Source organism: Microvirga antarctica, assembly GCF_017921815.1.
GTDB classification, from domain to species: domain Bacteria; phylum Pseudomonadota; class Alphaproteobacteria; order Rhizobiales; family Beijerinckiaceae; genus Microvirga; species Microvirga antarctica.
Genome location: NZ_JAGEMM010000002.1, coordinates 192,525 through 214,390, shown reverse-complemented (window position 1 = coordinate 214,390; position 21,866 = coordinate 192,525). Strand labels below are relative to the sequence as shown.

Here is a 21,866-nt window from a genome sequence, read left to right as displayed (position 1 = left end):
GACGGGAACACGATGAAACGGCGTAATTTTCTCTCCTATCTGACGGCAGGTTTCGTAACGCTCGCATCGCTGCCTGCACTGGCTCAGGAGCCCGTGCGCATCGGTCTCGATGCGGTGCTGACAGGCCCCGGCGCCAATAACGGCGAGCGCATTCGCGAGGCAGCGCAGTGGGCGGTGGATCTCGTCAATCAAAAGGGCGGCGTTGCTCTGCCGGACGGCTCCAAGAGACCCCTCGAACTCGTGGTTGTCGACGATCAGGCAAAGCCTGACGTGGGGCTGAGCGCCATCAGGCGTCTCGTCGGCGACAAGTCGATCGTTGCCTTCATGGGACCGGACTGGTCCAGCGTGACCTACCCAACCCTGTTCGTCGGCGCAGAGGCAGGCATCCCGCAATTCACGTCATCGGTGGCGCAGCGCATCACGCAGGAGGGTCACAAGCACATCTTCCGTGCCCGCTCGACCGACACCGATTGGATGGGAGCGATGGCCGATTACCTGGTCAAGCAGGAAGGCAAGAAGAAGATCGGCGTCACCTATGCCAATAACGAGTTTGGCCGCAGCGGTCGCGACGTCTTCGTGAAAATTCTGAAAGAGACCCACGGCCTCGATCCGGCGGTGGAACTCTCCTATGCGGTAGGCGACAAGGACTTCACCTCGGTCGCCGGCCGATTGATCCAGTCTGGTGTCGACGTGGTGGTCAATCTCGGCAACCAGCCCGAAGGCGCGCTGCTCATCAAGGACCTCAACAATCTTGGCTATGGTGGCTTGTTCGCGTTCAACTCGGCAGACAGCATCTTCCTGGATCTTGCAAAATCGAATGCCGAAGGTGTCGTTGGGCCATTGAGCTGGGTCCACACCAAACCTGACGAGAAGTCCAAGGCTTTCAATGTCGAGTTCCAGAAGCGCTTCAACCGCGACCCGATCGGTCACTCGGTCATCTACTTTGACTCCGTCAACATGATCGTCGATGCCATTGGCAAAGTGGGTCCGACCCGCGAGGCCATCCTGAAATATCTGAAGTCGGTCGACACTTGGCAGGGCGTGCAGGGCACCTACCACCCGTCCGCGCCAACCGGCGACATGATCCACGCATCGGTGGTCATCCGCTACAACAAGGATCTCGTTCCCGAAGTCGTCTCGGTTCGCGAGTAGCCGCGGCCCAGCAGCGTCAGATACGGAAACCCCATGTTCTTTCAGCTTGCCACTTCGGGAATCGCGACGGGCTGTGCCTACGCTCTCATAGCGCTCGGCTTCGTCATGATCTGGAACACTGCCTCGGTCGTCAATTTCGCCCAGGGTGAGTTTGTGGTGATCGCCATGTTCGTGGCGCTGACATGCCACGTCACGCTGGGTTGGCCGCTCTGGATGGTTCTCCCGCTGGCGGTTCTGTTGCCGGCAATCGTGGGGTATGCAACGGAACGAGTCGTCATCCGCCCCGTCATCGGCGCGGCGGAGATGACGATCGTGACGGTCACGATCGGGCTGCAGATCGTGCTGTCGGACGCTGCCAAAATCATCTACGGCGGGCAGCCCTATTCCTTCCCGCCGTTGATCGCCGGCAAGCCCCTGTCGCTTGCAGGCATCGTGGTTCCACGCCAGTCGCTTGTCGTCATCGCCTCGATGATCGTGCTGGCGATCGGCCTCCATTTTCTGTCCCAGAAGACCTCTTTCGGCAAACGTCTTCGCGCTGTCTCCCAAGACCGGGAGACCGCCAAGCTGATGGGCATCGACGTCAACCGCACCATCGCCCAGGGATTTGCCCTGAGTGCGGCAATTGCAGGGTTTGCCGGCGTGCTTCTTGCGCCGATCATCTATGTGTCGGCAGGCCTCGGGCTGCCGCTGCTGATCAAATCCTTCATCGCGGCCATCATCGGCGGCTTCGGAAGCTATATCGGCGCGCTGATCGGCGGCCTTCTCATCGGCGTGCTCGACAATCTGGTGGGCTTCTACATTTCGTCGCATTACCGGGAGGTCTTCACATTTCTCGCGCTGATCCTCGTTCTGCTGTTTCGGCCGCAAGGCCTCTTCCCCCATCACCGATGAGATCGCGCATGGGCCGTCTCAATCCGCTCGGGCTTGCCGTTATAATCGCGGCGATCGTCATTCCCATCTTCCTGTCGGAATACGCGCTTCATCTCATGATCATGGTGGTGATCTTCGCCATCCTGACCCTCAGCCTCAACCTGATCAGCGGCTACGGCGGTTTGATTTCGCTCGGACATGCCGGGTTCTTTCTCATCGGTTCATACACGTCCGCCCTGTTGTCCGTGTACCAGGGCTGGCCCTTCTGGCTGTCGGCGCCGATGGCGATCCTCCTCACCGCCACATCGGGCTTGCTGCTTGGATTTCCGGCGTTGCGCTGGAGCGGCCATTTCCTGGCGGTGATCACCATCGCGTTCGGGTCCATCGCACAGCTTCTGTCGATCAACTGGGTTTTTCTCACCAACGGGATCGACGGCGTTGCGCCCATCCTCCGGCCTTATCTGCCGGGCATCGACCTGACGTCGAACCTGAACTATTATTATTTCGTGCTGATCTGCCTTGCCTTCATCGTCTATCTGATGATCCGGCTGGTGGCATCCGGCTTCGGACGGGCGCTCAAGGCCATCAAGGACGATGAGACTGCGGCCGCCTGCATGGGCATTGACGTCCGGATCACGAAAGTGTCGGCCTTCGTCATATCGGCAGCCCTGGCCGGATTTGCCGGAGCGCTTTACGCCCATTACATCCGCTTCCTCAATCCCGACAGCTTCTCGCTCGACGTCTCCATCCGCATCTTCATGATGATGATCATCGGCGGCACCGGAAGCATCGCGGGCTCGATCCTCGGCAGCTTCGTCGTCTACGTGCTGCCCGAAGTTCTCCGCCCTCTCCAAGACTATTACTATCTCATCTGGGGCGTCATCGTCATCGTAGTCATGCTCTTCCTGCCCGGCGGTCTTATCTCTCTCGGATCGGTGGTCCGCGCGAGACTCGCCGAGCGCAAAGACAGGGCCGACCAGAAAATCGTCTCGACGGAGGCGCAGCCATGACCGACAGCCTGCTGACTGTCTCCGGTCTCTGCAAGAACTTTGGTGGGCTCGCGGCCCTGGACGACGTTCGCATGTCCATCCGGCCAGGCACGATTCATGGCCTGATCGGCCCCAACGGTTCGGGCAAGTCGACCTTCATCAACGTCGTGACGGGCGTCATCCAGCCAAATGCCGGCAGCGTCAGTATCGGCGGCACAGATGTCGCGGGCCGACGGTCGAATGTCGTCAACGCCGCCGGGATTGCGCGCACTTTCCAGAACCTGCGCCTATTCCGCGCGATGACCGTGCTCGACAACGTCCTCATCGGCGAACACCGTCATCTTGGCTACGGCCTCGGCTCCGCGTTGCTGATGCGCAACGGGCCGGCCGAACGCCGCGCGAAGGAACAGGCGATGGGGCTCCTTTCCGATGTCGGCCTCTCCCATCGTGCCGAGACTATCGCGGGAAGTCTGCCCTACGGCGAGCAGCGTCTTCTCGAAATCGCCCGCGCGCTGGCCACAAAGCCGAAGCTCCTGATGCTTGACGAGCCGCTTGCCGGCATGAACCCGACCGAAATGGACCGGGTCGTCAGCATCCTTCGGGAAATCGTGTCGCGGGGCGTCACCATTCTGCTTGTCGAACACGCGGTGCGCGTCGTCATGTCCGTGTGCGACCATATCAGTGTGCTCAATTTTGGACGCAACATCGCGGAGGGAACGCCGCGCGAGATCCAGGGGAACGAGGATGTCATCGTCGCTTACCTCGGACGGAGGCGTCATGCAGCCTGAAGCGCCAGTGGCCGGCACCCCTCTCCTCGAGGTGCGTCAGCTCGCCGTGAATTTCGGCGGCATCCGCGCCCTGCGCGATGTGCATCTCGACGTGCGCGAGGGCGAGTTCGTTGCTCTCATCGGCGCAAACGGCGCCGGCAAGACGACGACGCTCAAAGCCATCCTGAATTCCGTCGAGATCGCCCGCGGGGAGATCCGTTTCCGCGGGCGCTCCACAGTGGGAATCGCCACGCATCATCTCGTGCGCATGGGGATCGGCGTCGTACCGGAGGGGCGCCGCGTCTTCCCCGCATCGTCTGTCATCGAGAATCTCGAACTGGGTGCGCTGGAGCGCACGCCCAAGGGCGAGGCTGGGGCCATCATGACCAATGTCTTCGACCTGTTTCCGGTCCTGAAGGATCGGCGCACCCAGATGGCGGGATCGCTGTCGGGCGGCGAGCAGCAGATGCTGGCCATGGGGCGTGCACTGATGGGCAAGCCCGATCTGCTTCTGCTCGACGAGCCTTCCATGGGCCTTGCGCCAAAATTCGTCGATCGGATCTTCGAGATCCTCGCCGGCCTGCGCAACACGAAGACCACAATCCTGCTGATCGAGCAGAATGCCCTGATGTCGCTTGAGATCGCCGACAGGGCGTTCGTGATCGATCAGGGGAAAACGATCATGAGCGGCAAGGCATCCGATCTCATCGACGATCCCAAGATCGCCGGCGCCTATCTCGGCCGCTCGGACGAGCAGATCAGCCATGCTGACTGACCCTGCTCGTTTTCTTGGCGGCCCGATCGTTTCGCGCGAGCGTTTCCGCTGGCCCAACGATGCACAGATCGCCGTGTGGGTCTGTCCCAATATCGAGCATTACGAATATCTGCCGGACCCCGTCCGTGTGCGCGATCCATGGCCGCGTACGCCCCATCCCGATGTGCTGGGATACGCCACCAAGGATTACGGCAATCGTGTCGGACTCTGGCGGATGTTCGAGGTCATGGATGCCCACGACATTCGCTGCACCGTCTCACTCAACCTCGCCAATTTCGAACATTATCCAGCGATCTTCGAGGCTTGTGAGCGCCGTGGCTGGGACTACATGTGCCACGGCATCTACAACACGCAATATCTCTGGGGTTACGAGGAAGACGAAGAGCGCGCGATGATCGCCGACTGCGTCGAGACCTACCGCCGTCTGACCGGGCGGCAGCTTGCCGGATGGTTCTCGCCCGCAGCCTCCCACACGCTCAACACGCCTGATCTCGTGGCCGAAGCCGGCATCAAATACTATTGCGACTTCTATCATGACGATCAGCCGACGCCCATCAGCGTGCGTCGCGGCAGGCTGCTCAGCCTGCCCTATCAGATGGACCTCAACGACTCGGTCATCTACGCCGGAGCGGGTGAAGGACCGGAATTCGAGCGCATGGCGCGTGATATGTTCGATACGCTCTACCGCGAGGGTGCGGTGCATCCGCGGATCATGAACCTCGCCGTTCATCCCTACATCATGGGCCGTCCGCACCGGCTGAAATATCTCGACAGGGCGCTTTCCCATATCCGCTCGCATGACCGGGTATGGATGGCGACGGGAGAAGAGATCGCCGACTGGTACCTGTCGCAAACCGCTGCGGCTTCTTCGCCGCAGGAGACGTGAGATGCCGACAGCACGTCGCCCCGGCATGGACCATGCGATCTATCCTTACTCGGCGGTGCCGGACCGGGCGCCGTTCAGGCTGGCGAGCGGCAAGCCGATTGCTCTCTACATCGTTCTGCAGATCGAGCATTACGAGCTGTTCACGCCAGACGGGGCCTATCGCGAGCCGCGCTTCAAAGGCGAGTTCGGGACGTTCACGCCCGATTACCGAACCTGGTCCTACCGCCAGTACGGCAACCGCGTCGGGCTCTACCGGGTGCTCGAGGTTCTCGACGACCTCGCCGTGCCGGTGACGGCTGCCATCGGGGCGGGCGCGATCGAGGCGCATCCGGAGATCGTTGGCGCGATCGCGTCGCGCGGCTACGAGATTGCGGCGCATGGCCTGACCGCCAACCGGATGATCACCAGCCATATGAGCGCAGAGGTGGAGCGCGATCACATTCTGCAGTCACGCGACGCCCTTCAGAGCGCCTTTGGTGTTCAGCCGCGCGGCTGGCTGTCGCAGGATTTCGGCAACACGCCGCGCACCTCCGCATTGCTGCGCGAGGCCGGCTTTTCCTACACGATGGATTGGGCGAACGACGAGCAGCCTTATCTGCAGCTCGACGCGCCGGGTCTGATCGCGCTCCCTGCCCCCAGCGAGTGGGACGACGTGCAAACGCTCGCGCTTCGCAGGGTCTCGGCCGAGCGCTTTCCAGGTCTCGTCGCCGACGCGATCGAAGGGCTTGCCGGGGCGCCAGCGGACAGCGCTCGTGCGCTCGCCATTGGCGTTCATCCTTGGGTCTTCGGAACGGCGCATCGGATCCGCTATCTTCGCGAAGTCCTTGAGCACGCACAGTCGCATCCGGCCGTCGACATCATGACCGCCGGAACATTGGCTGACACTTTCGCCCGCCAAGCCCGACAGATCTGACCCACAGGAGCCAGCCGATGGATCATACGCAAAATGCCGAGGTTGCCGATTGGTGGCGCACGTCGATCTGCGAGGTGAAGCCCAATTCCATCCGCATGCGCGGCTATGCCATTGAAGAGCTGATCGGCCGCATCGGCTTCATCGACATGCTCTGGCTTCTGGTGAGGGGCGATCTGCCGACCGCAGAACAAGCTCGCTTGCTGGAGGCCGCGATGCTGGGCGGGGTCGATCACGGGCCCCATGCGCCGAGCATCGCCATCGCCCGGATGGCCATTACCTGCGGGGTTTCCATGAACACGGCCGTCGCCGAAGGCGTTGGCGTTCTCGGCGACATCCATGGGGGCGCCATCGAGCAGTCGATGGAGCTCCTTCGCGGTCTTGTCGATGATGCAGTCGCAACCGACGATCCCGCAGCCCTCGGGCGCGAGGTGCTCGAGCGATCCAAGGTCTATGGTGGTTTCGTTCCGGGATACGGCCACCGCTTCCATCAGCGTGACCCGCGATCGCCCCGTGTCCTGGAACTCGCCGAAGAGGCCGTGCGCCGCGGCGACATCGACGGAAAGTATGTGCGCATGGCCCAGCAGGTCGAGGCGGCGATTGCGGCCGCCAAGGGCAAACCCATTCCGATGAACGTGGATGCGGCGGCAGGCGCTGTCTATCTCGAACTCGGATTCGATCCGCCCATGGGCCGCGCCCTTCTGGTCCTCTCGCGCAGTCTCGGCATCGTCGCGCATGCATGGGAGCAAAGCACACGGAAAGAGCGCATCAAGGGACCTGTGCCGAAATCGTCGCGCTACACCTACGAGGGCCCGGCTCCGCGCACGCTCTCAGAGCCGACTTAAGGGCTGTGACCATGCAAGCGATGGTTCTCGACGGCGGACGGAGTCTCGGCCATCTGCATGTGGTGGAGCGCGAAACGCCCAGCCCGCTTCCCCATCAGGTGATCATTCAGGTCAAGGCTGCGTCGATCAATTATCGCGATTACGAAATCGTCACGGGGATCTTCAGCCGCGCGTTTCCACTCCCCCTCGTGCCGCTATCCGACTGCGTCGGAATCGTTGTCGCCGCGGGTGCCGACGTCACGCGCGTGCGCGTCGGCGACAGGGTGTGCGGAACATTCTGGCAGGGCTGGCTGGGCGGACCGGCGGATCTCGCGGATCCCTCACGTCAACTCGGCGGCGCGCTCCAGGGCGTGCTCGCGGAGTTTGTCGCGCTCGATCAGGACGGCGTCGTGCGCGTACCGGATCACCTGACCGACGAAGAAGCCGCAACGCTTCCCTGTGCGGCCGTCACCGCCTGGCATGCGCTCGTCACCGAGGGCGGGTTGAAGGCCGGAGACGATGTGCTCGTCCAGGGAACAGGTGGCGTGGCGATTTTCGCGTTGCAGTTCGCCGTCATGTTCGGCGCGCGGGCGATTGTCCTCTCAGGCAGCGACGAGAAAGGCGAAAAGGCCATCGCCCTTGGCGCGTCGTGCTTCATCAATTATCGGCGCGAGCCGGAATGGTCTGCCAGCGTCCTGACGTTCACCGGCGGACGTGGCGTGGATCATGTGATCGAGGTCGGAGGGGCGCAGACCTTCACCCAATCCCTGCTGTCGCTCCGCCTCGCCGGCCAGATCAGCGCCATCGGCTATCTGGGCGGACAGCAGGGTACGGTCGACCCGCTGCTGATCTTCCGCAAACGGGCGCGCGTGCGCGGCATCTCGGTCGGATCGCGGCAATCCTTCGAGGATATGAACCGGGCGATTGCGTTCAATCACCTGAAGCCCGTCGTCGATTCAATCTACCCGTGGACAGCGCTTGGCGACGCCCTTCTGGCGCTGGAGCGCGGCCGGCATTTCGGAAAGATCGTTCTGACGTTTTGAGATTCGAGTGGCGGTGCGGTCATGCGGCGGCGCACAGGATAATGCTGCGATGGTCTGTCCGACACGAGAGGTCCGGTGATGGACGGCACTGAGTGGCTGTCGTTGAACAGCCCGTGGCTTCAAAGATGCCGCGTCCAGTGCTCCTCCGAGACGATGGCAACAGGCACGCCCCTCGCCCGCCATTCCGCGGCCTTCAAGATCTTGTGGCCGAACGAAGAGTGCTTCCACGACTCTGTCGCATAAACCCCGATGACGAGGTAGTTGATCGTCTGGTTCAGCGGACCGGCAATGCTCCCGCGGCTCGTCACCGCTTGCTCACAGTGTTTGCGTTGCCCGTAGCCGAACGTCCCTGTGAAACAAAATCGCTTATTTGCAAATGAGAGGACTGGCGCTGGGTCGCAAAGCGGGAGAGTTGTCGCCTTGAGGATTTCTCCGAGTTCAAAGTCTCGGCTCGAAAACCTATTGAGCGTGTCAAGCAACTCAGCCCGCTCGACCTCGTCTGCAAGGCCATCCGCAAGAATATCATTGACGCGCTGGTAGAGAGTCCGGATCAGCGGTTGATCGCTGATATGAATGTTTGCAGCAAGCCACTTCTGGAGAAACTCGACCTCTTCCTGATTGATTTTGTTGTCTGCCGCCAAGCCTCGTGCCACGCCGATCAATTCATCCATCTGGCGCGACGAGATGCGGTCGCCACCGACTTTGTTGTAAAATTCGCTACTCATGATTGCCCCCACACAGACAATACACGTAATAGCATTTCAAATCCGGAGCAAGTCTGTCGCAAGGATCAGCGAGGTTTCTGCTCTGTCGAAAGCCAGGGCCTGATGCGTGGGTCGGTGTGCGTGATCAGGAAGTCTGGGCGGGACTCGTCGATCGGAGAGGATGGGTGAGGCGCTGCGACCGCGTCGCTGGAGACCGCAACATCGACAGAGCGCGGTGTCTGTGTGCTTGCGCCTCGGTTGGGCGCTCTGCTCGCCGCGTCTCCTGCTGGCCGGCGTAAGCCCGGCGAAAGTTCTGCGGCGATTTCGTCGGCGACCTTCTTGCCAGTGAAGCGATCGGCAGGCAGATTAGCTGTGCCGTCGCCCATGACGGCAGAGGCCTGCCGTGAAACTGATCCGCGAGCCGCTTTTTCATTTCGTGATTGCGGGCGCCCTCCTGTTCGGCGTCCAAGAATGGTGGTCGCGCGGCAGCCAGAACGCGATGCCCGAGGCGTCTGTCAGAATTGGTCCGGGAGAGGTGCGTTGGCTGCGGGAGACCTTTGCAAGTCAGTGGCGTCGGGAGCCCACGAGCAGTGAGTTGACCGATCTCATGGCAACGCTCGTCAACGAAGAACTGCTTGCCCGCGAAGCCCGGGCGCTTGGCCTCGACCAGAACGACACGATCGTGCGACGCCGGCTGGCGCAGAAGCTCACCTTCCTCATCGAGGACACCACCAGCATTGCGGATCCCAGTGAGGATGAACTTCGGCGTTTCTTCGCCACCCGTGCAGAGCACCACAGGACGGAAGCACAGGTGTCGTTCAGGCACATTTTCTTTAGCCCCGGCCAGCGCCCGAACCCGTCTGCGGAGGCTGGCGCAGCGCTGTCGCTCATTGCGGCGAACGGGGACGCGAGGCCTCCCGAAGGCGACCCGCTGCCGCTTGAGGATGAATACGCCGGAGTTGACCTTCAGACGGTTTCAAGCCTGTTCGGCCCCGACTTTGCGCGGACGGTGTTCGCGCTGAAGCCGGGTTCATGGAGTGGCCCTGTCAAATCGGGCTACGGCGCACATCTTGTGCTGGTGCTCCGGAGGGAGCAAGGCGAGCCGCATCGGTTCGAGGATGTCCGCAAGACGGTCATGGACGACTGGCGCAGATGGAAAGCCAACGAGACGAACGAGGCGTTCCTCGCGAACCTGCGGAACAAGTATGGCGTGGTTGTCGACCCGGACGCAAAGCCGCTTCTTGAGCAGGAACCGAAAAGACAGGCGATACGATGAAGGTCGCCGGGCCGCTCTGGCGACTTGCGGTGCGTGTTTTGACGCTCACGGCTTTCGTCGGTGGCGTCATTGCATTGGCGACGTCGGCAGCTTTGGCGCACGAAGTCAGGCCGGCCTATCTTGAGATAACCGAGAAGGCTGCCGGCTCTTTCGACGTGCTCTTCAAGACCCCGATGATCGGTGATCGGCGACTGGCACTGAGCGTCGAATTCTCCGACCAGGTCAAAGCCGAAACGCCGGTCCTTTCTCGCACGACGGACGGCGCCATGGTTCAGACTTGGCGGGTGCATGCTCAGAACGGGCTTGGCGGCGAGGATGTGAACATCGTCGGGCTGCAAAATACCGTTTCGGACGCGCTTCTCCGCGTCGCGTTCGCCGATGGACGATCCTTCGTTCAGCGCCTGACACCCGCCGTGCCGCGGGCCACGATTCCGGCCGAGCAGAGCAGCTCCGGCGTTGCCGCGACCTACCTGTGGCTTGGGATCGAACATATCCTTCTGGGATACGACCATCTGGTGTTCGTGCTCGGCCTCATTCTGCTTTCCTCCAGCACGCGGCGGCTTGTGATGGCGATCACGGCCTTCACCGCCGCACACAGCATCACGCTGGCGGCGGCTGTCTTGGGCGTGGTTCATGTTCCGCCACGACCCGTGGAGGCGATGATCGCCCTGTCGATTGCGTTTGTCGCGCTGGAGATCATCCGTGCACGACAGGGCCACATCGGCATTGCCGCTCGCTTTCCTTGGGTCGTGGCGTTTGCATTCGGGCTTCTGCACGGCTTTGGCTTCGCGGGCGCGTTGAGCGAAATCGGGATTCCTGAAGGGCACATCCCGCTGGCGCTTTTGTTCTTCAATCTCGGCGTCGAGGCAGGCCAACTGCTGTTCGTCGCAGCAGTACTGGCCTCGTGGACGCTTCTTCGACGTCTCCGACTGCCCCTGCCGCGCTGGGCAGCGTTGGCGCCGCCCTATGCCATCGGCAGTTTGGCGATGTTCTGGATGATCCAGCGGGTTTCCACATTCTAGCAATCGAAGGGGAATGAGATGCAACGATCACTCATCGACAGTTTGCTGCTGGCCGCCATCGCCAGCCTCGCCCTCAACCTTCCCGCCATTGCGCAGGACACCGCAGCCAGCGATGTCGGAACTCTGGACCGGGCCGCCGCCGAGAAGCTCTTTAGGACGATGCGAGCCTACTCTCCCTATGCGGGTCGCAACTTTCCCACCCGGCCGCTTTTTGGTGACACCCACCTTCACACGTCGTTCTCCTTCGATGCAGGCGCGTTCGGCGCGCGGCTCGGGCCTTCCGATGCCTACCGCCTCGCCAAGGGAGAACAGGTCACCGCCTCGTCGGGACAGCCAGCAAAACTCTCCCGGCCTCTCGACTTCCTCGTGGTGGCTGATCACTCCGACAACATGGGGTTCTTCCCGGATTTGCTGGCTGGCAAACCCAACCTCATGGCCGATCCGACCGGAAGGCGATGGCACGACATGATCGTCGGGGGGAAAGGGGCAGATGCGGCGGTTGAAATCATCGTCGCCTTTTCCCAGGGCAAACTGCCGAAGCCGCTCGTCTATGGCCCGGACAGCAACGCCTATCGCTCGGCCTGGCAGGAAACCATCAAGGCGGCGGAGCAGGCGAACGATCCCGGCCGCTTTACGGCCTTTATTGGTTATGAGTGGACGTCGAATACGGGCGGCAACAACCTCCACCGCAATGTGGTTTTCCGGGACAACGGCGACAAGGCGAGCCGCGTTCTGCCCTACACGGTTCTGCCTCCCTTCGGCAGCGACAACCCGCGCGACCTTTGGAAATGGATGGCGGGCTACGAGGACAAGACCGGCGGGCGGGTGCTCGCGATTGCGCATAACGGCAATCTCTCGAATGGGCGCATGTTTCCGATCGTGGAACCCGGGACGGGCAAGCGGATCGATCGCGAATATGCCGAAGCCCGCATCAAGTGGGAGCGCCTGTATGAGGCAACTCAGATCAAGGGGGATGGCGAGACCCATCCTTATCTATCTCCCAATGACGAGTTCGCCAATTTCGAACGGTGGGACAAAGGCAATCTCGATCTCAGCGAATCTAAGACGCCGGACATGTTGCAATACGAATACGCGCGCAATGCCCTCAAACTCGGTCTGAAGCTGGAAGGAGAAGTCGGCGTCAACCCCTATAAATTTGGCATGATCGGCTCGACCGATTCCCATACGGGTCTCGCTGCTGTCGAGGAAGACAATTACTTCGGCAAGACCTCCGCCATGGAGCCGAGCGCCGAGCGGAGCAGCCGCGTCTTCGTCAAGGGGGAAAAGGGCACGATATACGAGTGGGAAACGTCGGCGTCGGGCTACGCCGCGGTTTGGGCTGCGGAGAATACGCGCGAGGCTCTCTTTGACGCGATGGAGCGCCGCGAGACCTATGCCACGACTGGCTCGCGCATGCTCGTGCGCTTCTTCGGCGGCTTTGATTTCGACGAAGCGGATGCCGTGACCCGCAGCCCCGCGGTGTCCGGTTACACGAAAGGGGTGCCCATGGGCGGCGACCTCGGCGCCGCTCCCGCCGGCAAGGTGCCAACCTTCCTCATCGCGGCGCTGAAAGACCCGATCGGCGCCAATCTCGACCGCTATCAGATCGTCAAGGGATGGGTCGATGCCAAGGGCGACATGCAGGAGAAGGTCTACGATGTCGCTTGGTCCGGCGAACGCAAGCCCGGCGCAGACGGAAAGCTGCCGCCTGTTGGAAATTCGGTCGATGTGGCCAACGCGAACTGGACCAATACGATCGGATCGCCGGAGTTGATTGCCGTGTGGAAGGACCCGGATTTCGATCCCGGACAACGGGCATTCTACTATGGACGTGTCTTGGAAATTCCCACGCCTCGCTGGACGGCGTATGACGCCAAGTACTACGGGGTGAAGCTTGCTCCCGAAGTGCCAACCTCGATCCAGGAACGCGCGTACACGTCGCCGATCTGGTACTCGCCGGCCAATTGATCGCCCGGGACGCGGTCCCGGACGCCGAAGCATGCGACCGCGTTATATCCTTGATTGGCCGGTCGCCTGCGGCGCTGATCCACTGACATCGCCAAACGACTGGCGGTGGTGACCCCGCCATACCTGTCCAGCATCTCAGAGATCATCAGCCGCTTCGTGTGCTGCAGACTGAACAATGCCACTTCGCCTGAGCGGTATGCTCCCTTGTCGCCTTTGAAGCGGCAAAGCCGTGTGAGCCGGCCCCCATTTGCGCCCACGCTTGTTCGACTAGCCCCGAGGCGGAAACAAGTGCGCGTTCATAGCCTCGCCAGAGATGCGGTCACAGAAATAGTCCGGCTGCGAACATTGCTGGCACAGGCGTGCGGATCTGATAATAACCTACATGACAAAGCTTGATGTGACGGTAAGTGCTCTCGGCGTCATCACTTCGTTCGGCGCCGGAGCGTTCTGGTTGTGGGCTTCGCTGATAACGGTTCCGAATAATCTGGACACCTTCATCGGCGAGCTTCAGAGAATCGGCAGGGTCAATGCGTACGGCGCGTGGTGTGCGTGCGCAGGCGCTATGTGCGCAGCTTACGGGTTCGCTCGATCTCTCAGCCTGATTTGAAGTGGAGCGATCTCAGTTCGATTTACACTTTAACCTCAAGTGTTAGCTAAGTTGATGATTTTATTGATTTTTTTGGCGGAGACGGAGGGATTCGAACCCTCGATACCTTTTTGGGGTATGCTCATTTAGCAAACGAGTGCCTTCAGCCGCTCGGCCACGTCTCCGGGCGCAAAAACAAGAATACCGTCGGAAAATCTCGCTTCGCACAGGAGGCGCAATAGACGCGAACAGGGGGGTGTCGTCAAGCGCGAAAGTGAGGGAACGGGACCTGTTTTTCTGCGGCCTCGCGGGGAGAATTTACGGCAATCAATCATTCTGATGAGATACTTAGTCCGCCGTATGGCGTTGGCAGCGCAGGTCGGGTCTCTTCTTTTGACTGTGAATAGACGATGAGCCACCGGGACCGAGGATCGGCCTCCTGCGCGGCGGGCGGGATCGCGCAGTCTCCATCCAACCGTTGCGAAACCTCGCCTGCTCGCCTCGCGATTGCGGCTTTGCGGTCCGCCATAAGCTTGTGCAACGGAATGCTGATCGTTCCGGGCACCGATGAACCAGGGTTTCTGGCCCCCATCGCCCCGCCGGCGAGTAGAGCCTGCGCGGGTGTCGTGCTATGCGGCCACGGTGAGGGCAAGGCAGGAGGGCCGGATGGGACAGATCAAGCGCGTGGGCGTCGCAACCCGCTACAGCGACATCGTCATTCTCGATGAGACGGCCTATTTTTCCGGTTACGTGCCCGAGAACAGTGCGGGCGAGTCCGTGGCGCGCCAGACGGCCGATATCCTCGCCCAGATCGACGAGTCGCTGGCTGAGATCGGCAGCGATCGGACGCGTCTTCTGCACGCCACGTTATGGCTTGCCGATATGGGCGATTACGACGCCGTCAACCTGGTGTGGGACGCCTGGGCCGAGCCCGGATCAGCGCCGGCGCGGGTCTGCGTGGAATCGAAGCTCGCCCATCCGGCCTATGCCCTCGAGATTCGGGTGACCGCGGCGCTCTGAAGGCGCTTGTCAGGATTTCGGGCTGTCCGCACGCTTCTCGAGAAACCGCCGCTCGAAATGCTTGGCGAGGCGAAGATGGCGCGAAATCGCGTAGTTCATGGCCGTCAGGAACCCATAGGTGCCGCGCAGCACGTGGCGGCGGCCGAAATAGGCCTTCAGGAAAGCCGCCGGCAACTCGAAGAAGACGCGCCAGGTCGGAATTTCGACACGCCTCGCAGCCAGATCGGCGGCCTGCTGGTCGGAGTAGCGATTGAGCTTGTCGAGCTGGTCACCGAGAGAGCGCACGGAGCGGTGGTGGACCGTGCCCTCGAGACGCATCACCTTTGCGTCAGGCTGAAGGTCGACCCGGTCATGGACAGGGGACGGCGAATAGCGGCCACGATCCCGCCGGTACAGCCGAACGGGGGACAGCGCATAGGCGAACCGGTGCGGAGCCGTCTCGCCCGGGAAAATCTCGGCGATGCGCAGACGATAGGCATCGGCTCCGGGCTCCCCGTTGCCGAACAGGGACTCGATTTCGGCCGCGAGGGTCGCCGGCACGACTTCGTCCGCATCCAGATTGAGCAGCCACACATGGCGGCATTGCTCCTCGGCGAACCGCTTCTGCGGGCCATATCCCGGCCAGGCGTTCTCGATGACCCGTGCGCCCAGGGAAGCCGCGATGTCGCGCGTCGCGTCCGTCGACCCGGAATCGACAACCACGAGATCATCGGTGAGGTGGCGCACGGCCCGGATCGTGTCGCCGATGCGGTCCGCCTCGTTCCTGGCGATGATGAAGACGGAGACAGGGAGCATGGACATGGGCCGCCGCGTTTCAGGCTGCCTAGCGGTCGGCGCACGGCATGGCAAGGGGGCGCACCCCCTTGCCAGCCTCGGTCGTAGGGTTTCGATCAGGCGGCTGGCAGTAGCCCCTCTTCGCGCAAGGCCGCATTCGCGCCCGGCCGCTCCGCGACCCGTGCCATGAAGGCAACGATATTCTTGTAATCGGACAGGTCGATCTGCATCGGCACCGTCCACCGCAGGACGGTGAACAGATAGGCGTCGGCCACGGTGAACCGATCGCCGGTCAGATAGTGGTGGCCGGCCAGCGCCTTGTCGAGGAGGCCGAAGCGGCGGTTAAGGTTCTTGACTGCGATCGTCTTGTAGGCCTCTGGGGTGTCGGGCTTGAAGAGCGGACTGAAGCCCTTGTGAATTTCCGTGCTGACGAAGCCGATCCATTCCAGCACCCGGTATCGCTCGAGGGAGCCGACGGCCGGCATGAGGCCGCTGTCCGGAGCTTTGTCGGCCAGGTACTGGATGATGGCCGAGACCTCTGTGAGAATCTCGCCGTTGTCGAGCTCGAGCACCGGCACGTAGCCCTTGGGATTGATCTGCGTGAAGTCGGCACCGCCCTGCGTCTTGTGGGACTTCAGGTCCACCTTGTCGTAAGTCAGGGAAAGCCCGGCCTCGCGCGCGACGATATGAGGAGCAAGCGAACAGGCCCCCGGGGAGTGAAAGAGTTTCATGGGGTGATCCTCCGAAAAAGGGTGAGCGATGGCGGGACGCTAGTTCGCCCACGCGAATTGCACAACGGCGGAATTGCACGGCAACGATGGCGGATTTGCATGTGGGATCGTCAGCGCGAGCAGGACGATCGCGGCAGGGTGTCAACGCGCGCGGCGAGCCTGTCCCGCCAGATGTGGTAGGCGGCGCCCGTCAGGTGCAGCCCGTCATAGGTGTGGGCCTGAGCAAGCGCGCCCGTGGGAGCAAGCAGCGGGTTGAGGTCGATCAGGGACAGTCCGCCTTTTCGGGCCACCTCCGCGAGGCGCTCGTTGAGATCGACAACCTGCCGGTTCAGGGCCGGCCGGTCGGTCAACAGCACCGCGTTGAGAAGGACGGCCGCACCCGCCTGCTGGAGAGCCTCGACGATGGCCGCGATGTCCTGCGCGACGGCTTCGGGGGCACGGCCCTGCTGGAGATCGTTGATGCCGATCATCACGGACACCCAAGCCGGCCTGCGGCTGATGACCTCCGGCACTCTCTGTCGGACGCCAGTGGCATTGTCCCAGCCGATCCCCCTGTTGAGGACCCTCCGATCGGGCAGCAACTCCTGCCATGGCCCAGCCTCAGTGATTGAATCGCCGAGCATGACCCCGTCGGCGCAGCCCGGCAGGGACGCGAAGAGATCGGCGCGCGCGCGCCGGTAGGGATCACTCGGGTCCCGTGGGGTAGCAGACGTCTTCGCGAGCACGAGCCTGATGGCGTCCGCGGGCGGCCAGCCGTAGCGACCGACGCCGATGCCGTAGACAAACGCCGCAAGGAGGAGAGCCAAGCCGGCAATGGCCGCAATGAACCGCATGAAACCCTGATCTGGCGGCCAAGTCCGGCCGTCCGAAGAGACGAGTGTCGCTGAGCGCACAGGCGCAGGCAACCGCCACGGTTCGGTTCGGGGGCCTCCCCTCTACCCTTTGGGGTAATTGCTTTCGCCGCGAAGTTGGCGGCCTACTCGACCGGTGCGCGAAGGAGCACCGAGCAAGGAAGAGTGAGCATGTCCAAGAGCCCCGCCGGGCGCGTATCCTATCTCGACGGCCTGCGCGGCGTGGCGATCCTGATGGTGCTGCTGTTCCACGCCTTTGCACGCTGGCCCGAGCTTGTTCCTTTCGGAGATGCTTTCAAGGACGTGGCATTGTTCCGCGTCGGCTATATCGGGGTCAATCTGTTCTTCATCATCTCCGGGTTCGTCATCCTGATGACCCTGGAAAAATGCGCGTCGTTTCGAATCTTCATCACCCGACGGTGGATGCGCCTTTTCCCCGCCATGCTCATTTGCTCGGCGATCATCTTCATCACCGCGCCCCTGTTTCCCGAGCGGCCGCTCGGCCTGCCCGTCCTGCGCGATCTCCTACCCGGCCTGTCCTTCGTCGAGCCGATGATCTGGGAGCGGGTTCTGGGCGGCCATCAGGGTGTGCTAGAGGGCGCGTTCTGGTCGCTCTACGTCGAGATGAAATTCTACGTGGTGTTCGGCCTGCTCTATTTCGCGCTCGGCCGCAGCGCTGCGATCGCGGCCATCGCCGGGCTGTTTGTCCTGACGCTGCTGCTCGCGTTCATCGGCACCCTCATGCCTTCGGCACTCGGCCTTGTGGGACCGGCCGGCAAAGTGCTCCTGCTGCTCGGTTCCGAATATTACGGATGGTTTGCGGCCGGCGCGCTCTTCTATCTTTACACGGTGGAGAAGCGTTCGTTCTGGCTGTGGACCGGGATGGCCATCGCTTTGATCGCCGCGGCGGCCATGGCGGGTCCGTCGGCAAAGATCGCCGCCGTTCTGGTGACGATGCTTTTTGCCGCCCCGCTCGTCAGCCGCGCCGCGCAGACGATCCTGAGCCAGCGCGCCCTGTTGTTTCTTGGTTTCGTCAGCTATCCGCTCTATCTCCTGCACGAAAACCTGATGATCGCCGGGATGGTGAAGCTAGGACGGGTCGTCCCGGCACTGCCTCCCCTGCTCTATCCGGTCCTGCCGATCGCGGCTCTGCTCGTCCTGGCGTGGGTGGTAGCGGTGTTTCTGGAGCCGCGGGTCAAGATGGCCCTGCAGGCTGGGTTTCGCCGCGTGCGAGGCCGCGCCGTCGCGGCGACGTAAATCGCCCCTCTACAGCAATTCGGCTTCTGGCACGTGCGCGTGGCCGGACCCGACGGCGCGCGCGCGACTGGGTACGCGCAATTCTGCCAGCAGCGGAAAGTGATCCGAGGCGATCCGGGACAGCGGTGTGCGAACCGGGGCCGCGGTCATGACGTCAACGGATGGCGTCACGAACATGTGATCAAGCCGGAGCACTGGCGCTCTCGTGTGGAACGTGGGCTGCGGCTCGCCGGTGGGATTGGACAATTGTGCATCGCGCAGGCGTTCCGCAAAAAGCCGATAGGATCGCGAATAGGGCGGTGCATTGAAATCGCCCAGCAGGATCGCCGGATCCGAGCAATCCGCATGACCCATCCACTCGCCGCCCAGAAGGGCCGCGGCCTGCGCGCGCCGTTCACGGGAGCGCAGGGACAGGTGGGCGTTGACGATGTGAACGTCGTGTCCGTCCACATCGACCGAAACCCACAGCGCACTGCGCTTTTCGAAAGCGGGACCCGGCGACAGACTCGGAAGACGTCCCGATTTCACGAGCTGCGACGGATGGCGACTCATGATGGCGATGCCATATTGCTCGCCAAGGATGCGGATGGTGGGCTGGAAATGAAGGTCCATTCCGAGCCTGTCGGCGACCATGGCGGCCTGATCCACCTTCCCTTTGTCGACCCTGCCGACGCGCACCTCCTGCAAGGCCACGATATCCGGTTCACAGGCGGCGATGACGTCACCAATGCGTTCGGGAGCGATCTTGCGATCCGTGCCAAGCCAGCGGTGTACGTTATAGGTCAGGATCCGCAGGACCCTGCCCTGCTTGTCGGTATGTTTCACGAGGGACTGCCGGGCGAGAGGGCGGAAGCGTCGATCATAGGGGGGCGGTGAGCACGCACACCAGAGCAAATGCGGTGGCGCGAACAAACCTGCACCGTCAATTCCTCAGATCGTTTGCTTGTTCCACTTGGCCCATCGCCGCACCCGCATGACACCAACGACAATTATTCTCTTCCTTAAAGGAAAATATACATCTTCAAATATAAATTTGGCCGACCGCAACTGATGATTGGCTTAAGGCCAAGTTTACTTTATACAAGTATAGAACCTCCAGCGTTACGAAAACCTACGGTGGCGAGTTGCGAATGGAAACTTCAGTAAGACGACGTCCCGGTGAAGATCGGATGGCCAAGGTCTTGGACTGGGTCGGCCTTGCCTTTGGTCTGGCAGTTCTCCTCACAGTCGCCAACTTCACGATCGCGTCCCTTTAAGTCGTCGCGTCCCCGGTAGGCCTTTATTCGGCTGTCCAGCGCTTGGGCACGAGTGCGCCCCTCCCTTTCAGAGCGGACACGAACAGGTCCGATGACTCCCCGCTGCCCCGCCGCGCAGCCTCTTCAACCACTCATCCCTTGACTTAATTCCCGCCCACGAAAGCGTGAGCGCAGCAGCCGGAACAATGTTCCGGCCTCGCGGTTTGAACTGCCACATGGCCGCCACAAACTGTGGCTTCGCCGCTACACGGAGTGAGCGCCACATTTCCGCCACCTCGCCCACACCGTCCGGCCATGCGGAGGCAATCAACCGGTTCCGGTCTACCAGTGAATGCCCCGCCCGATCGTCAAAACAAAGAAACCGCGAGTTCCCCACTATGTCAGCCGTCAGGTCTTCCCGAGCGTCCCTTCGTCACCTCTTTCGCGTTGCCGTTACGCTGATGCCGATCATGCTGGCAGCCTGCGTGTCCAGCTCTCAGGCACCGCCCGAAGGTCGGGCCCTTCAGCCAGATCCCGTGTTTGCCGCCATGTACGGCCCGCGCCCCGAGGAGCAGTTCTCCCTGCCGGCGACGGATCTCGTTGGGGTCGATCCGCAATTCCTCAGGCAGGAGGTTGCCTACCCGACCCGGGAGCAGCCTGGCACGCTCGTCGTGGACACCACCAACCGGTTCCTCTACGTGGTGCGCGAAAATGGCCGCGCCATGCGCTACGGGATCGGCGTCGGCAAGGAAGGCCTTGCCTGGAGCGGCCGCGCCACAGTGGGTCGCAAGGCCATGTGGCCGCGCTGGACGCCTACCGCCGACATGATCCGTCGCGAGCCGGACCGCAACAAGAAGTGGGCCGACGGCATGCCCGCAGGTCTTGAGAACCCGCTCGGGCCGCGCGCGCTCTATCTCTATGCCGACGGCCGCGACACGCTCTATCGCATCCACGGAACGTCGGAGCCGCAATCCATCGGAACGGCTGTGTCCAGCGGCTGCATTCGCATGTTCAATCAGGACATCATCGACCTGTTCAACCGCGTGCCCGTCGGCACGACCGTCGTGGTGTTGAATAACCAGATGCAGGACCCGATGCTGATGTCGTCCACGCAACCGGTGATGCAGGGCCTGTAAGCCCGCCTGCAGTCTCGGAAAGGGAGCGGCCGTGCAGGCGGCTCCCTTTTTTTGTCAGAACGCGATGCGGGTGCCGTCCCAGGCGAAAAATCCGCCGCTATCGGCCGCACGGAGATTGCTCAAGACGGCGAGAAGGTGATCGGCGGATTCTTCGGCTGTAAAAAGCTTTTCCGGCGCCACACCGCTGCGAAACGGCGCACTCAGCGCGGTCGCCACGGTGCCCGGATGAAGGGAGACGCAGAGAGCCTCCGGCTTTTGTCGCGCAAGCTCGATGGCGGCCGTCCGCACGAGTTGGTTGAGCGCGGCCTTGGACGCCCGATACCCGTACCATCCGCCCAGCCGGTTGTCGGCGATGCTGCCGACCCGCGCAGACAGAACCGCAAGGACGGCGCGCCCTTTCCTGGGAAGAAGCGGCAGGAAATGCTTGGCCACCAGAGCCGGACCGATCGCATTGATCCGGAATGATTTGGAAAGGCTGTCCGGATCAAGCTGCCGGTACGCCTTTTCGGGCATGTCCTCGCCGTCATGGAGGATCCCGGTCGCCAGAATGACGAGGCGAACCGGATCGCCGCCTTTGAAACCTGCCGCCGCTGCCGCGATGCTTTCCTCATCCTCCAGATCGAGATGAGACGCACCCGACGCCGAGCGAGACAGACCCGAGACGGCAACGCCGTCGTGGCGAAGGCGCTCCACGAGCGCCGCGCCGATGCCGCCGCTCGCCCCGATAACGACGGCGCGAAAGGGCTCGTCAGAGATTTGAAACGGCACTGGCAACGATAGGCTCCTGAACAGGTCCGCCCGGACGGATTGATCCTGCCAGTACCTAGAGCGCCTGCAGGAAAAGCGAGGGCCCTGGAGAAAGCGAAGGCCTTGGAGAAAGCCTACTAATTGCGCGGCTGGGTATCGCCGCAGAATTTCGGCGTGTTGAAGTTGGAGTTGCCGCATTTATCGCATGCCGTGGCGAGGAGCCCGACGCCGATGACGGCCATAATACGAAGCAGACGTGTCATGCGACTCTCCCTGGGCAACGCGAATGCCGCGATCTGTCTGGCCAAGACACGCGCCCACGCAGCACAGCTGCGACAAGGGC

General features: G+C 62.3%; 22 protein-coding genes and 1 tRNA gene. 15 read left to right on the top strand and 8 right to left on the bottom strand.

Features of this window, described 5'->3' with window-relative positions:
• The first annotated feature begins 12 nt into the window (after positions 1 to 12).
• The 9 genes from J4G32_RS08365 to J4G32_RS08325 are packed head-to-tail and all read left to right on the top strand — an operon-like array spanning position 13 to position 8,216.
• The gene (locus tag J4G32_RS08365) at positions 13 to 1,152 is read left to right on the top strand and encodes an ABC transporter substrate-binding protein (protein ID WP_210485734.1); all 1,140 of its coding nucleotides are present in this window, start codon (positions 13 to 15) and stop codon (positions 1,150 to 1,152) included.
• A 33-nt stretch (positions 1,153 to 1,185) separates the two neighbouring features.
• Positions 1,186 to 2,043, top strand: coding sequence for a branched-chain amino acid ABC transporter permease (locus J4G32_RS08360; RefSeq protein WP_210485733.1), 858 nt, complete (start codon positions 1,186 to 1,188; stop codon positions 2,041 to 2,043).
• An 8-nt stretch (positions 2,044 to 2,051) separates the two neighbouring features.
• Complete coding sequence (locus tag J4G32_RS08355; protein WP_210485732.1) at positions 2,052 to 3,032, top strand: branched-chain amino acid ABC transporter permease; 981 nt, start codon at positions 2,052 to 2,054, stop codon at positions 3,030 to 3,032.
• Positions 3,029 to 3,799 carry an ABC transporter ATP-binding protein gene (locus J4G32_RS08350; protein WP_210485731.1) on the top strand — a complete coding sequence of 257 codons (771 nt, stop codon included), beginning with the start codon at positions 3,029 to 3,031 and terminating at the stop codon, positions 3,797 to 3,799. The genes J4G32_RS08355 and J4G32_RS08350 overlap by 4 nt, the downstream gene beginning before the upstream one ends.
• Positions 3,789 to 4,553 (top strand): ABC transporter ATP-binding protein, encoded by a 765-nt coding sequence (locus J4G32_RS08345; RefSeq protein ID WP_246504921.1) that lies wholly within the window; start codon positions 3,789 to 3,791, stop codon positions 4,551 to 4,553. The genes J4G32_RS08350 and J4G32_RS08345 overlap by 11 nt, the downstream gene beginning before the upstream one ends.
• Positions 4,543 to 5,439 (top strand): polysaccharide deacetylase family protein, encoded by an 897-nt coding sequence (locus J4G32_RS08340; protein WP_210485729.1) that lies wholly within the window; start codon positions 4,543 to 4,545, stop codon positions 5,437 to 5,439. The genes J4G32_RS08345 and J4G32_RS08340 overlap by 11 nt, the downstream gene beginning before the upstream one ends.
• 1 nt (position 5,440) lies before the next feature.
• Positions 5,441 to 6,352 (top strand): polysaccharide deacetylase family protein, encoded by a 912-nt coding sequence (locus J4G32_RS08335; protein WP_210485728.1) that lies wholly within the window; start codon positions 5,441 to 5,443, stop codon positions 6,350 to 6,352.
• A gap of 17 nt (positions 6,353 to 6,369) precedes the next feature.
• The gene (locus J4G32_RS08330) at positions 6,370 to 7,194 is read left to right on the top strand and encodes a citryl-CoA lyase (RefSeq protein WP_210485727.1); all 825 of its coding nucleotides are present in this window, start codon (positions 6,370 to 6,372) and stop codon (positions 7,192 to 7,194) included.
• 11 nt (positions 7,195 to 7,205) lie between these two features.
• Positions 7,206 to 8,216 (top strand): zinc-dependent alcohol dehydrogenase family protein, encoded by a 1,011-nt coding sequence (locus J4G32_RS08325; protein WP_246504920.1) that lies wholly within the window; start codon positions 7,206 to 7,208, stop codon positions 8,214 to 8,216.
• Between the two features lie 119 nt (positions 8,217 to 8,335).
• Here J4G32_RS08325 and J4G32_RS08320 read toward each other — a convergent pair whose 3' ends face one another.
• Positions 8,336 to 8,941, bottom strand: coding sequence for a BRCT domain-containing protein (locus tag J4G32_RS08320; protein ID WP_210485726.1), 606 nt, complete (start codon positions 8,939 to 8,941; stop codon positions 8,336 to 8,338).
• Positions 8,942 to 9,323: 382 nt separating this feature from the next.
• Between J4G32_RS08320 and J4G32_RS08315 the strand changes: the two genes are divergently transcribed.
• Genes J4G32_RS08315 through J4G32_RS08305 form a run of 3 tightly spaced genes read left to right on the top strand, consistent with a single transcriptional unit; the run spans position 9,324 to position 13,186 of the window.
• A complete protein-coding gene (locus J4G32_RS08315) occupies positions 9,324 to 10,196 on the top strand; it encodes a peptidyl-prolyl cis-trans isomerase (protein ID WP_210485725.1) in 873 nt (290 codons plus the stop codon).
• Positions 10,193 to 11,218: a HupE/UreJ family protein gene (locus tag J4G32_RS08310; RefSeq protein WP_210485724.1), complete on the top strand. Its 1,026-nt coding sequence runs from the start codon at positions 10,193 to 10,195 to the stop codon at positions 11,216 to 11,218. Before J4G32_RS08315 ends, J4G32_RS08310 begins: the two co-directional genes overlap by 4 nt.
• Before the next feature lie 18 nt (positions 11,219 to 11,236).
• Positions 11,237 to 13,186 carry a DUF3604 domain-containing protein gene (locus J4G32_RS08305; protein WP_210485723.1) on the top strand — a complete coding sequence of 650 codons (1,950 nt, stop codon included), beginning with the start codon at positions 11,237 to 11,239 and terminating at the stop codon, positions 13,184 to 13,186.
• Between the two features lie 680 nt (positions 13,187 to 13,866).
• On the opposite strand, the gene J4G32_RS08300 is transcribed toward J4G32_RS08305, so the two are convergent.
• Positions 13,867 to 13,957 (bottom strand) — tRNA-Ser (locus tag J4G32_RS08300).
• Between the two features lie 481 nt (positions 13,958 to 14,438).
• Between J4G32_RS08300 and J4G32_RS08295 the strand changes: the two genes are divergently transcribed.
• A complete protein-coding gene (locus J4G32_RS08295) occupies positions 14,439 to 14,792 on the top strand; it encodes a RidA family protein (RefSeq protein WP_210485722.1) in 354 nt (117 codons plus the stop codon).
• Positions 14,793 to 14,801: 9 nt separating this feature from the next.
• Here the strand turns inward: J4G32_RS08295 and J4G32_RS08290 are convergent, their stop codons facing one another.
• From J4G32_RS08290 to J4G32_RS08280, 3 genes are all read right to left on the bottom strand, one after another.
• Positions 14,802 to 15,593, bottom strand: a complete 792-nt coding sequence (locus J4G32_RS08290; protein WP_210485721.1) for a glycosyltransferase family 2 protein — start codon at positions 15,591 to 15,593, stop codon at positions 14,802 to 14,804.
• Positions 15,594 to 15,682: 89 nt separating this feature from the next.
• Positions 15,683 to 16,297: a glutathione transferase GstA gene (gstA, locus tag J4G32_RS08285; protein WP_210485720.1), complete on the bottom strand. Its 615-nt coding sequence runs from the start codon at positions 16,295 to 16,297 to the stop codon at positions 15,683 to 15,685.
• Between the two features lie 110 nt (positions 16,298 to 16,407).
• Positions 16,408 to 17,130: a GDSL-type esterase/lipase family protein gene (locus tag J4G32_RS08280; RefSeq protein WP_210485719.1), complete on the bottom strand. Its 723-nt coding sequence runs from the start codon at positions 17,128 to 17,130 to the stop codon at positions 16,408 to 16,410.
• A 189-nt stretch (positions 17,131 to 17,319) separates the two neighbouring features.
• Here J4G32_RS08280 and J4G32_RS08275 point away from each other — a divergent pair, with 189 nt between their 5' ends.
• The gene (locus J4G32_RS08275) at positions 17,320 to 18,405 is read left to right on the top strand and encodes an acyltransferase family protein (RefSeq protein WP_210485718.1); all 1,086 of its coding nucleotides are present in this window, start codon (positions 17,320 to 17,322) and stop codon (positions 18,403 to 18,405) included.
• Positions 18,406 to 18,414: 9 nt separating this feature from the next.
• On the opposite strand, the gene J4G32_RS08270 is transcribed toward J4G32_RS08275, so the two are convergent.
• The gene (locus tag J4G32_RS08270) at positions 18,415 to 19,230 is read right to left on the bottom strand and encodes an endonuclease/exonuclease/phosphatase family protein (RefSeq protein ID WP_210485717.1); all 816 of its coding nucleotides are present in this window, start codon (positions 19,228 to 19,230) and stop codon (positions 18,415 to 18,417) included.
• Positions 19,231 to 20,101: 871 nt separating this feature from the next.
• Between J4G32_RS08270 and J4G32_RS08265 the strand changes: the two genes are divergently transcribed.
• Positions 20,102 to 20,776, top strand: coding sequence for a L,D-transpeptidase (locus J4G32_RS08265; RefSeq protein WP_246504970.1), 675 nt, complete (start codon positions 20,102 to 20,104; stop codon positions 20,774 to 20,776).
• Positions 20,777 to 20,830: 54 nt separating this feature from the next.
• Here J4G32_RS08265 and J4G32_RS08260 read toward each other — a convergent pair whose 3' ends face one another.
• Together J4G32_RS08260 and J4G32_RS21945 are read right to left on the bottom strand one after the other, a co-directional pair.
• Positions 20,831 to 21,544 carry an SDR family NAD(P)-dependent oxidoreductase gene (locus J4G32_RS08260; RefSeq protein WP_343232614.1) on the bottom strand — a complete coding sequence of 238 codons (714 nt, stop codon included), beginning with the start codon at positions 21,542 to 21,544 and terminating at the stop codon, positions 20,831 to 20,833.
• A 116-nt stretch (positions 21,545 to 21,660) separates the two neighbouring features.
• The gene (locus tag J4G32_RS21945; protein WP_281413538.1) at positions 21,661 to 21,786 is read right to left on the bottom strand and encodes a hypothetical protein; all 126 of its coding nucleotides are present in this window, start codon (positions 21,784 to 21,786) and stop codon (positions 21,661 to 21,663) included.
• Positions 21,787 to 21,866 lie beyond the last annotated feature (80 nt).